Here is an 11,548-nt window from a genome sequence, read left to right as displayed (position 1 = left end):
AGCTGCGTTTTCCCATGGAGAACCGAGAGACCCCCCTCCGGTGGTACGGAGAGCGGTACCCGAATACCGACCCGGCCGGGATCTACGAAGTACTGACCGACCTCGACCAGCCCTGTTTCATCGTCGTCACCCCCCAGGGCATCGGCGCCGTCTCCGGCGGCTCGGTGGCCGCGGGCGGCGAAGGACTGCCCCTGCTCGCCGCCGCACCCCCGCTGCTCCCGCACCGGCTCGGCTCCGGCGCGTTCCTCGCCGCGCACGGGGTCCGACTGCCGTACATGGCAGGCGCGATGGCCGGCGGCATCGCCTCGGCCGACATGGTGATCGCCCTGGCCCGGGAGGGATTCCTGGCCTCGTACGGCGCGGCGGGCCTGCTGCCGGAGACCATCGAGAAGGCCCTGGGCCGGTTCGCCGCCGAGATCCCAGGACTGCCGTACGCGGTCAATCTCATCCACAGCCCCAGTGAGGACCGGCTGGAGCGGGAGGCCGTGGAGCTGTTCCTGCGGCACGGGGTGCGCTGCGTGGAGGCGTCCGCCTACATGGGCCTGACCCCGCACGTCGTCCGCTACCGGCTGGCCGGGCTGCGCCGCGGCGAGTCCGGGCGGGTGGCCGCCGACAACCGGCTGATCGCCAAGGTGTCCAGGACCGAGACCGCCGAACGCTTCATGCGCCCCGCACCGGCCACCCTGGTCAGCGAGCTTCTCGAACAGGGCCTGATCACCTCCGACCAGGCCGCGCTCGCCCACCATGTGCCGCTGGCCGACGACATCACCGTCGAGGCGGACTCGGGCGGCCACACCGACCGGCGCCCGCTGCCCGCGCTGCTGCCGACCATCCTGCGGCTGCGTGACACCGTCCAGCGCGAGCACCGCTACCCCGAGCAGATCAGAGTGGGCGCCGCGGGCGGGCTCGGTACGCCGGCCGCGGTGGCCGCGGCCTTCGCGATGGGCGCGGCCTATGTCGTCACCGGGTCCGTCAACCAGTCCTGTCTGGAGTCCGGCGCGTCGTCCGCCTCCCGGGTGATGCTCGCCGAAGCGGGCATCGCCGACTGCGAGATGGCCCCGGCGGCCGACATGTTCGAGATGGGCGTGGAGCTCCAGGTGCTCAAGAAGGGCACCCTCTTCCCGATGCGCGCCAAGCGTCTCTACCAGCTCTACCTGGCGTACGAGGGCCTGGAGTCGATCCCCGCCGCCGAGCGCGCCAAGGTGGAGCAGCAGATCTTCCGCCGCCCCCTGGAGGATGTCTGGCAGGAGTGCGTCGGCTACTTCGAGCGGCGCGACCCGGAGCAGCTGGCCCGCGCGGCCGGCAGTCCCAAGCGCCGGATGGCCCTGGTCTTCCGCTGGTACCTGGGGATGTCCTCGCGCTGGGCGGTGACGGGTGACCCGGACCGGGCGATGGACTACCAGGTCTGGTGCGGCCCGGCGATGGGCAGTTTCAACGACTGGGTGACCGGCAGCTATCTCAAGACGCCGGGCAACCGGCGGGTCGCCGACGTCGCCCACCACCTGATGCGCGGCGCCGCCTTCCACACCCGGCTGGCCGCTCTGCGCACCGCCGGGGTGCACATCCCGGCGACCGCCGCCGACTACCGGCCGGTGCCGCTGGACGCGTCGGCGTACGGCTCCCCGGCGGGTGCCCGATGAGCGGCCTGATCACCCCGGAGGAACTGGAGAGCCTGCTCGGCGAGCCGGGCGACGACACCAACCCGTACGGCTTCGCCGCAGCGGTCGGCCGCGACGAGCGCGACGAATTCCCCGCCGCGCTCTGCGAGGAGCTGCGCCGGGCCGGGTTCCACCTCAACTACCTGCCCAAGGAATGGGGTGGCGCGTTCGAGTCCTTCGACCGCAGCCTCACCCTGGTGCGGTCGGCGGCCCGCCGGGACGTCAACGTCATGCCCGGCACGATGTTCAGCATCATCGCCGCGACCTGTCTGCAACTGCACGGCACGCCCCGGCAGCAGCGCCGGGCGGCGGAGATCCTGTGCCGCGGCGGTGCCGTGGCCTTCGCGCTCACCGAGGCCGGGCACGGCAGCGATCTGCTCGCCAACGAGGTGCGGCTGACGCCGGACGGCCGGCTGAACGGCGAGAAGTGGATGGTCGGGCTCGGCATGCGCTGCGAGGCGGTGTATGTCATCGCCCGTACCGGCGAACGCGGCCCCGGCGCCTTCTCGGCCGTACTGCTGGACCTGGCCGATGTGCCCGAGGGACAGCTGGAGCGCGTGCCCGCCCCCCGCACCGGCGGGATGCGCGGTATCGACCTCGCCTATCTGCGCTTCAACGGGCTGCGGGTGCCCGAGGAGGCGCTGGTCGGCAAGGAGGGCGAGGGGCTCGAGGCGGCGGTCAAGGCTCAGCAGGCCGTCCGGCTGATGAGCATGGCCGGCAGCCTGGGCTGCGCGGACACCGCCGTACGCCTGACGCTGGACTTCGCCACGGGCCGCCGGGTCGGCCGCACGGTCCTCACCCAATCACCGCACCCGCGAAGGGAGTTGGCCGTCGCGGCGGCGGCGCTGCTGGCGGCGGACGCGGTGGCGCTGACCGCCGCGCGCGGCATCCACGCGGCGCCGGAGGCCTTCAGCGTATGGGCGCCGGCTGCCAAGCATGTGGTGGCGGAAGCCTCCGACGAACTGATCCGTCGCTGCGGCACGGTGCTCGCCACCCGCTCGGTGCTGCGCGAGGGGCAGCGCGGGGCGGGACTCTTCCAGAAACTCCAGCGGGACTCGGCCGTGGTCCGGGTGATCGACGCCAGCACACTGGCCAACCTCCGTTCGTACGCGGGCCAGTTGCCCACCCTGACGGAAGGTGAAGCACAGCCTGACCCGGCGGCGGTCGCTGTGCTCCTGTCGGGCTTTTCGCTCGACGCGGAGCTGCCCGCGTACGAGCCCGCCAGGCTCGACATGTTCGCCCGGGGCGTCGACCCGGTGCTCGCCGGGCTCCCGGACGTCGCCAGGGCAGTGACCGGGGCCCTGGGCGACGAGCAGGCCACGGCCCCTGTCGTGGCCCTGGCGCAGCAGCTGGCGGCGGCCGTGGCCGGTCTCGGAGACCTGACCCGGGCCGCGCGCCGGCCCGGCGCCGACCCGAACGAGCTGGTGGACACCGCCGAGCGGTACGCCTGGCTGCACGCCGCCGCCTCCTGCCTGCACCTGTGGTGGGCAAACCAGGACCGGTCGCTGTACGGCACGCAGCCCGGCTCCGCCGGCTGGCTGGGCGCGACGCTCGGCTATCTGCTCGCCCGCGCAGACGGCGTGGACCCCCGGCACCAGGGGCCCGTTCTGTTGCCGGCGCTCGACGCCGTGGTGGCGCTGCGGGAGGCCAACCAGCTGTTCTCCGCCCTGCCCGTCCGACTGGCCACCGCCACCGAAGAGGAGTCCTGATGTCCAAGGCCGACCTGACCGCACTGGCCGCGCAGCTCGAGGAGTACCTCGGTGACCCGCACGACGCGGGCAGCCGGATGTCCTTCACCAGGGTGCTGGATCACGACGAGCACGAGGAGTACCCGTACGCGTTCGTCAGCCAGCTCCGCCGCTGGGGCGTGCACGAGTACTCCCTGCCCGCCGAACAGGGCGGCAGGGCGGGCAATGTGGAGACCGGCTTCAACCTGATGCGGCTCGTCGGCAGACGTGACGCGACGACCGCCACCGCCCTGGTCATCACCAACCTCAGCTTCATGCCGCTGTGGATCGCGGGCAGCGACGAGCAGAAGCGTTCGGCTGTCGAGGACATGAAGCGCGGCGGCGGGCTGTCCTGGGGACTGTCCGAACGCGATCACGGCAGCGATCTGCTCGCGAACGAGATGGTCGCCGAGAAGACCGACGGCGGCTATCTGCTGACCGGCGAGAAGTGGCTGATCGGCAACGCCACCGTCGCCGACACCATGGTCGTCTTCGCCCGCACCGGCAAGCGCAACGGCCCGGCGGCCTACTCGATCTTCATCGTGGACAAGCGACAGATCCCGGCCATCACCGCCGAGGAACTGCCCGTCGAGAAGCTGCACGGGCTGCGGGCCCTGGACCTCAGCGGACTGCGCCTGAAGGGGGCCTTCGTACCCGACTCCGCCCGGGTCGGAGCCGAGGGCCAGGGCCTGGAGATCGCGCTGAAATCCACCCAGCTGGCGCGCACCGTCATCAGCAGCCTGGCGATGTCGGCCGTCGACACCGGGCTGCGGCTCACTCTGGACTTCACCGAGGGCCGGGTGCTCCTGGGCACCGCGGTCAGCGATGTCCCCTACAGCCGACGCCAGTTGACGGAGGCGTTCGCCGACCTGATGGTGGCCGACGCGGTGAGCCTGGGCGCCGTACGCAGCCTCCAGGCCGCGCCGGAGCAGCTCAGCGTGTGGTCGTCGGTGGTCAAGTACCTGCTGCCGACGCTGCTGGAGAAAACCATGTCGCAGCTGAACATGGTGCTCGGGGCGCGCTTCTTCCTGCGGGACCACCCGCACTACGGCCCGTACCAGAAGATGCTGCGCGACCTTCTGGTCGCCAACATCGCGGACGGCAACACCGTGGTGAACCTGCGCAATCTGGGCCAGCAGCTGGACGGCCTGCTGGCCAGTGCCGGCGGGGCCGCCCCGGCAGTCCGGGAGGCCGCGGCCGAGCGCGCGGCCACCCTCTTCGGCATGGACCGTGAGCTGCCGGTGTACGAGCCGTGGAAGCAGGAGCTGTTCAGCCGCGGCCAGGACGACGCCATGCTGGCCGCGCCCGACGGACTGAGCCGGCTGCGGGCTCTGGCCGAGGAGGCCAAGGGCACCGAGCGCGACCGGCTGCTGCGCGCGGCGGACGAGGCCGAGGAACTGCTCGACCGGGTCGGTCCGCTGACCGACCGGGCCGCCGAGCTCAAGGCCGAACTGGGGCGGGAGTACGCGCAGTCGGCCGAACTCTTCGAACTGTCCAAGGAGTACTGCCTGCTGCACGCGACCGCGGCGTGCGTGCTCACTTACGTCCACTCGCACGGTGTGCTGGACGACCCGTTGCCCAGCGGAGCGCTGCTGCTGCTCCAGATCGAGCGGCTGCGCAGGCATCTGTACCCGCATGAGTCCGTCACCGATCCGTCCGTGATCGACGAGGTGATGCGGGTGCTGCGCCACCTGCACCGGGAGAACCGGCTGTTCTCGCACTGGCAGTTCCCGCTCGCGGAGCGCGTCGCGGACCTCACCGCGGCCCGGCTCTGACACCTCGCCTCTGACCGCCCGATACCTCGCCTCCGACAGCCCAGTCTCCGACAGCCTCGCCTCCGATCCCCCCGTCCACGATCCCCCCGTCCGACATCCCCGCCCGAGGAGCATGGAGTGACCTCGCCGACGCGTCCTGATCCGACGTCCCTGTGGCTGCTGCCCGAGCAGGCCGTGGACGGCTTCGCCGCCGCGCTCGGCGGAACCAGGCTGCTCACGGCGGACGAGCGGGCCCGGCTGGAGCGGCGGCTCACCCCGGGTGCCAGGCGCCGATACCTCGGCGCGCGGCTGCTGTGCCGCTACGCACTCAGCGCCCGCACCGGCCGGCCGCCGGACCGGTGGCGCTTCCGCCTCGGTGAGCACGGGCGTCCCGAACCGGAGCCGGACGAGGAGGGCGTGAGGTTCAACCTCTCGCACACCGAAGGCCTCATCGCCTGCGTCGTCACCCAGGGCCGCGGATGCGGGGTCGACGTCGGCCCCACCCCCTCCACTGCGGAGCTGGTGACCCACCTCGGCCGCCGCCTCGCTCCCGCCGAACGGGCCGAGCTGGCCGCCACCGCTTCCGGTGCGCGCGCGGCCCGGGCGAGCGAGCTGTGGGTGCTGAAGGAGGCGTATCTCAAGGCTCGGGGCACCGGGCTCTGCCGGAGCCTGGGCGGATTCTCCTTTCTGACAACTGCCGTGGGCCGTATCGCCGTTCACGACCCGGAGCAGCCGGCGGGGGCGGACGCCCGCTGGTGGTTCGACCTGCTCCACCCCGGCCCGCAGCACGTCCTGGCCGTCGCCACGGAGGACGGGCGCCCGGGAGCCCTGCGCCGCACAGACCTCTCCGATCTCTCGCTCTCCGACATCTCGTACGTATGAGACCGATCGTGCGTACGAGACCGACCATGAAGGACACGCCCATGCCGCAGCCCACCACCCCTCGGGTCGCCATCGTCGGTGCCGGTGTCGCCGGCCTCTCGGCCGCCTATCACCTGCGTGATCGCGCCCGCATCACCATCTTCGAGCGGGAGGACCGCCTCGGCGGTCACGCCAACACCGTGGAGGTCGAGGAGGACGGCAAACTCCTCGGCATCGACACCGCGTTCGTCGTCTTCAACCGTCCCGCCTACACCAACCTCTGCGAATTCTTCGACGAGCTGGGAGTCGAGGCCGTCGAGCACCGCGGGGCGTTCAACTTCTTCGACCTCGACACCGGACTGGAGTACGGGACCAAGGAGTTCGACCTCAAGGAGGAGGAGGTCGCGGCGCGCTACTCCACGGAGTTCCTGACCATCTGGCGCGAGGCCAGGCGCTTCCACACCGAGGGCCGCAGGGACTTCGTCCGTAAGCGGGCCGACATTCCGCTCGGTGAATATCTCGACCGGGGCGGATACAGCCAGGCATTCCGTCACTCGTATGTGATCCTGCTCTGCTCGGCTGTCTGGTCGATCCCCGCCGAGCTCATCTGGCAGATGCCCGCCAGCACGGCGATCGCCTTCTTCATGGGCCACGACGAGGGTGGCCTGGGCGGCCGCCAGGTGGACTGGCGTACCGTCGGCGGCGGTTCGATTTCCTACGTCCGTAAGGCGATCGCCGCCATCGGACCGGAAGTCCGTACGGGCGAGCCGGTCACCCGTCTTCACCAGGACGACGACGGGGTCACGGTGACCACCGCCAAGGGCAGCGAGACATTCGACTACGTGGTGGTGGGCGCCCACGCGGACGAGGCGCTCGCGATGCTCGACAATCCGACCGAGCGGCAGAGCGCCGTGCTCTCCAAGGTCCGCTACAACTCCTCCCGGGTCATTTTGCACACCGACCCCTCGGTGGTACCCGCCGACCGGAGTCGCTGGGAGGCATGGAACTACGGAAAGGTCGCGGTCGACGGGGAGCCGCGCACGTATGTCGCCTACTACATGAACAAGCTCCACGGTTTCACGGCGGAGAAGGACTACTTCGTCACGCTGGACTACCCGGGCGAGGTGAGCCCGGAGACGGTGATCGCGGAATTCCCGTACACCCACCCGATCATCGACAACGACGTCCGCGATATGCAGAAGGACATTTACAACGTCAACCAGGGAACCCGCGTGAAGCTGTGCGGCTCGTACTTCCACGCCAAGCGGCACGGCTGGGACCAGATCGGCTCTCACGAGGCCGGCTATTCCTCCGGAATGGAGACCGCTGCCCAGCTCATTCGCGAAACTCTGATCACGGCCACTGATCACTGAGCCCTGCGCACACAAATGCCCCCGCGTACCGCGAAAGGCGGTACGCGGGGGCGGCTTGCCATGTCCGGCTTCAGGCTTCGGCTTCACACACCACCGGTGTGCAGAGCCTGCCCGCTGAGGAGTTCGGCCAGATATCCGACGACCGACCGTGCCGTCTCCTGTTCCGCCTCTTCGTACCGAGGCCGGTCCACTTCGTACCGAGGCCGGTCCACTTCGTACGGCGGCCCGTCGATTTCGTACCGAGGCCGGTCCGCTTCGTACGGCGGCCCGTCGATTTCGTACCGAGGCCGGTCCGCTTCGTACGGCGGCCGGTCGATTTCCCGCCCGGTCGGCAAAGGCGCCGTCGCTTCGCTGCGCGCCCAGCTCTCCGGGATCTCCGTTCCCGCGGCGAACAATGCGGGGGACACCACGCTGATCTGTTCCAGCCGGGCTGACAGCAGCGGAGTCCGGCCGCCGGCCGCGCCGATTCGCTGCCGGGCCCGGGTATAGACGCCGATCGCCTCCGCTCCGCGTCCGGAGCGGCACAGTGCCAGCATCAACTGGTCGTGGAAGCGCTCCCGCAGGGGGTGGGCAGCCGTCACTTTGTCGAGCTCCGGAATGATGGCTTGGTGCCGTCCGGTGCGCAGGGCGCAGTCGAAGAGGATCTCCAGGGCCTTGAGCCGCTCCTCCTCCAGCCGCGTCACCAGCGCCGCCGAGACCGGACCGTGGGCGCCGCCCGCCAATGCGGCGCCGCGCCACAGCCCGAGCGCTCCGCGAAGCGTGTCGTACGCACCCTGCGGATCGTCACCCGCCATTTTCCGGGCTCGCGCCACCGCCAGGCAGAACTGCCCGCTGTCGGTCTCTGTCGCGCGGGCATGAAGGATATATCCGGATGCCCACGCGACGAGACGTGGTGTATGGGTACGCTCCGGCTCCAGCTCCGACAGGGCCTTTCGCAGCCCGGAGACGTGGGCGTTGAGAGTGTTGGCCTTCTTTCGCGGCGGTAATGCGCCCCAGAGTTCCCGGACCAGCCACTCCCTCGGCACGGATGAATTCGCCCCGGCGAGCAGCGCGCCGAGCAGCAGCCGCTGTTTGGGACTGGTCAGCGGTAGGAGGCGCTGCCGTTTCTCGTCGTACAACTCGGGTGAGCCCAGAATCCGGAACTGCATGCTCTTGCCTCCCCGTGCGCGGCCCACGGCATTCACCGTGGAGCATTCCGCACACGAGCAGACCACTCGCGTGGCCGAATATCCTGAGTCATCGGTACTCACCTTCCGCACCCCGACCGCGGCGCACTGTCCTATTTCAGGACGCGGGACCCGCGACTAAGGTGAGTACCGGCCACTCAGGTCAACTGCGGTATCGAACGGTTGACTCGGCTTCCTGTGCGAGGCGGCGCAGGGCCAGCAGCGCCGGCTCCAGGAGAAACGTCAGCAATACGGCGCGCTCGGCCTTTTCGAGCGGATCGTCCGGACCTTCGAGCTGGTCCAGGTCCAGGGTGGCGGTCTTCTCGGCGAGCTGCGCGTAGGGAACGAGGGAATGCCAGTCGTAGTCCATGCCGAGCGAGCGCAGGGTCTGGAGTGTCTGGGTGATGACGTCGCGGGCGGGATTGTGCTCCGAAACCTTCCAGCCCATCTGCGCCAGCAGCGCGCCCACTTCGGAGTCGTCGGCGTCCTCATCCTTGGCGGGCCCGGAGGCGGGCCAGACACCGAAAACGAGGCCGAGGAGCTCATGCGTGTCGGTCGCGTACTCGGAGACGGCATCCAGTACATCCTTGGCTGCACTGACCGACAGCCCCCGCACGCCGATCAGGGCGCGGATCAGCCGGAGCCGCCGCACATGCGACTCCCCGTACTCCGCCTGGGTCGCCGCGGTGGCGCGGCCCGGCGGCAGCAGCCCTTCGCGCAAGTAGTACTTGATCGTCGCGGTGGCCACCCCACTGCGGCGGCTCAACTCAGAGATTCGCATCCGGTCCTGCTTCCCACTGGCTATTGGGCAGCTGCACTGTCTAATATAGATACTGCCACTCACCAACTGTGGAGGCGAGACTACCGTGCCGACTCTTCCCTGGACGAAGCCGAACCCGGCTCAGCCCAACACCCGTGCCCTTGTCATGGCCTCCCGCCTTGAGGTGAAGTCCATGAAGTACGTGCCGGGCTTCTTCCTGAAGGCGCTCTCCGCCTGGGGTCAGGTGCGCAAAGCGCCGGGCGCGCTGGGGGCGTCCCTCGAAGCCCAGCTGACGAAGGGTGTCTTCTTCACCCTGTCCGCCTGGGAGGACAGGGATGCGCTCTACACCTATGCGAAGGCCGAGCCCCACAAGAGCATCATGACGGGCCTGCGATCCACGATGCGCGGCTCGACCTTCACGTTCTGGGAGGTGCCGGTGGAGGAGCTGCCGATCACCTGGAAGGACGCCAAGGCGCACATCGACGCCCAGGCCCGCGTGGACGCGGAGAGCGCCCACTGACCGCAGGACGCCGGCCCTGCGCCTGAACCCCCGGCCCGGGGCCTCCCCCGCCCCCGGGCCGGGCCACTGCGTGGCTGACCCGGCGGTGGGGGCCTGTCCCGGCGGCTGATGCGGTGCGGGGTTCGTGACGTGGGGCGACGCCGCGTCGGCGTGGGCGGCGCTGCCCGCGCCGACGGTTACGGCATTCCCGGTCGGCACTTCCCGCGAGGCCCGGCCGAAGGCACTGGTCGCACCGGCGGTCACGGCCGTTGCTTCTCGCGCGTCTTGGCCGAGGGTGCTTCGCGCACCGGCGGTCACGGGTGGCGCTCTTCGCGAGGCCATTGCCGCCGGGCGCCGCCGACGCCCCCGCACGGCTGATGCTTCCCGCGCTGCCTGCACTGACCGCATTGCCCAACCTGCCGGCCACGGCCCGCAATTGGGGACGTCGCCTGCGCTGCTTGTACTGCGGCACTGGTCGCACCAGCGGCGGCCACGGCCGCCGCGTCCCGCGCTGCCTGCTCTTCCCGCATCGCCTGTAGCGCTCGCACTGCCGGGCAAGGCCCGCAGTGGCGACGCTGCCCGCGTTGCCGGCACCGCGGGTATGGCCGGCATCGCGCTCACTGCGCATCCCGCACCACCCGCACGGCCGGGACCACCCGCACCGCGGCACCGCCCGCACCTGCGGCCGACGGGCCGTTACCTGTGTGGTGGAAACGGCAGCCGATGCGGGCAGTACACAACCGCTGGTCCGCACCGCCCCTGACGCAGACCAACCTGGGCGCCGCCCTCTCGGGCAGGCTTGCCGCGAGCGGCCGCACCGCCCCTAACGCCGACCAACGTGGGCGCCGCCCCAAACCGTGTCATCCGCCGCTGCGACGCGCACCCCTGGCGTATGAGCGCCGAGACTGCGTGCTCCTTACGGCCCGCGTTCGGCTGACCGGTACCCCGCAACTCGCCCCCATCGGCTTCCCGTAGAGGCCGCCGGCGGTATGGGCGCGGACGGTCGCCGCTCGTCCCCTACCGCGGTGCCGGGGCGCAATCAGCGCCTCAACTGGGGTGACCCGCGGTAGCGCCGCCAAACGCCCGCTGTCAAGTGGTGTGACGCTCACGAATGTTTAACGAATCGCTGACTTTTGCGCCGTCGTGGTGTCACAGTGACTGAAGAGGCTGGAGTTACTGACCGGTTGGACCAATTCCTGAGGACCGAAGTCGGGGAGGGAAATGAAACGGCGTATCGCAGCAGCGGACACACTCGCCGCACTGTGCACCCTGATGCTCGCGGTCCTCCTGCTCTCCCAGGCGGCCGTATCCGCCGCCGGGGGAGTGGAATTGGACGCCGGAGGGACCTCCCGGGAGGCCGACTCCCTACCCGAGCTGCCCGACGAAGCGGACCCCACTGGTGAGGCCAACTCACCCAACGACCCCGGCGTGCCCGGCTCACCCGCCGACCCGTCCGCGGACGATCCTGATCCGGATCCCGATCCCCTGGACAAGCCGCCCTCCCGCAACGGCGGCCGGCCCAACGGCCCGCTGACCGCCCACGCCCCGCCCACAGGCGATCGTTCCTCCTCCGTCCGACCAGTGAGGGCCGCCCCGCCGCACTCCGGGTGCTGCACCAACCCCAGGTGCACCGGCCACAACCCTGGCCCACCCGGACAGCGCCCTGCAGCACGCCCCGCCGTTCTGCAGGTGTTCCGCCTCTGATCGATTCGTCGGCTCCCGCACGGCTTCCCCCACCCAGCACATGCGA

General features: G+C 70.5%; 9 protein-coding genes. 7 read left to right on the top strand and 2 right to left on the bottom strand.

All coding sequences use genetic code 11. The features are described from left to right. The first annotated feature begins 14 nt into the window (after positions 1–14). The 5 genes from J7E87_RS19530 (at position 15) to J7E87_RS19510 (ending at position 7,373) form a co-directional block, all read left to right on the top strand. On the top strand, positions 15–1,640 hold the full coding sequence (locus tag J7E87_RS19530; protein ID WP_215095703.1) for a PfaD family polyunsaturated fatty acid/polyketide biosynthesis protein: 1,626 nt from the start codon (positions 15–17) through the stop codon (positions 1,638–1,640). Then, complete coding sequence (locus J7E87_RS19525) at positions 1,637–3,367, top strand: acyl-CoA dehydrogenase family protein (RefSeq protein WP_215095701.1); 1,731 nt, start codon at positions 1,637–1,639, stop codon at positions 3,365–3,367. Before J7E87_RS19530 ends, J7E87_RS19525 begins: the two co-directional genes overlap by 4 nt. Then, entirely contained in the window at positions 3,367–5,160 is a 1,794-nt protein-coding gene (locus J7E87_RS19520; RefSeq protein ID WP_215095699.1) for an acyl-CoA dehydrogenase family protein, read from the top strand. The genes J7E87_RS19525 and J7E87_RS19520 overlap by 1 nt, the downstream gene beginning before the upstream one ends. A 117-nt stretch (positions 5,161–5,277) precedes the next feature. After that, complete coding sequence (locus J7E87_RS19515; RefSeq protein WP_215095697.1) at positions 5,278–6,021, top strand: 4'-phosphopantetheinyl transferase superfamily protein; 744 nt, start codon at positions 5,278–5,280, stop codon at positions 6,019–6,021. Between the two features lie 26 nt (positions 6,022–6,047). Further along, complete coding sequence (locus J7E87_RS19510) at positions 6,048–7,373, top strand: NAD(P)/FAD-dependent oxidoreductase (protein ID WP_215095695.1); 1,326 nt, start codon at positions 6,048–6,050, stop codon at positions 7,371–7,373. 83 nt (positions 7,374–7,456) lie between these two features. Here J7E87_RS19510 and J7E87_RS19505 read toward each other — a convergent pair whose 3' ends face one another. Next, positions 7,457–8,521 carry an AfsR/SARP family transcriptional regulator gene (locus J7E87_RS19505; RefSeq protein WP_215095693.1) on the bottom strand — a complete coding sequence of 355 codons (1,065 nt, stop codon included), beginning with the start codon at positions 8,519–8,521 and terminating at the stop codon, positions 7,457–7,459. 181 nt (positions 8,522–8,702) lie between these two features. Further along, positions 8,703–9,320 (bottom strand): MerR family transcriptional regulator, encoded by a 618-nt coding sequence (locus tag J7E87_RS19500; RefSeq protein WP_215095691.1) that lies wholly within the window; start codon positions 9,318–9,320, stop codon positions 8,703–8,705. 85 nt (positions 9,321–9,405) lie between these two features. On the opposite strand from J7E87_RS19500, the gene J7E87_RS19495 reads away from it, so the two are divergent. After that, positions 9,406–9,819: a DUF3291 domain-containing protein gene (locus J7E87_RS19495; protein WP_215095689.1), complete on the top strand. Its 414-nt coding sequence runs from the start codon at positions 9,406–9,408 to the stop codon at positions 9,817–9,819. Between the two features lie 1,200 nt (positions 9,820–11,019). Further along, a complete protein-coding gene (locus tag J7E87_RS19490) occupies positions 11,020–11,502 on the top strand; it encodes a hypothetical protein (RefSeq protein WP_215095688.1) in 483 nt (160 codons plus the stop codon). Positions 11,503–11,548 lie beyond the last annotated feature (46 nt).

This window comes from Streptomyces sp. ISL-1 (assembly GCF_018614585.1).
GTDB classification, from domain to species: Bacteria; Actinomycetota; Actinomycetes; order Streptomycetales; family Streptomycetaceae; genus Streptomyces; species Streptomyces maoxianensis.
The sequence above is the reverse complement of the archived record's forward strand: the minus strand, read 5'-3'. Positions and strand labels throughout refer to the sequence as shown.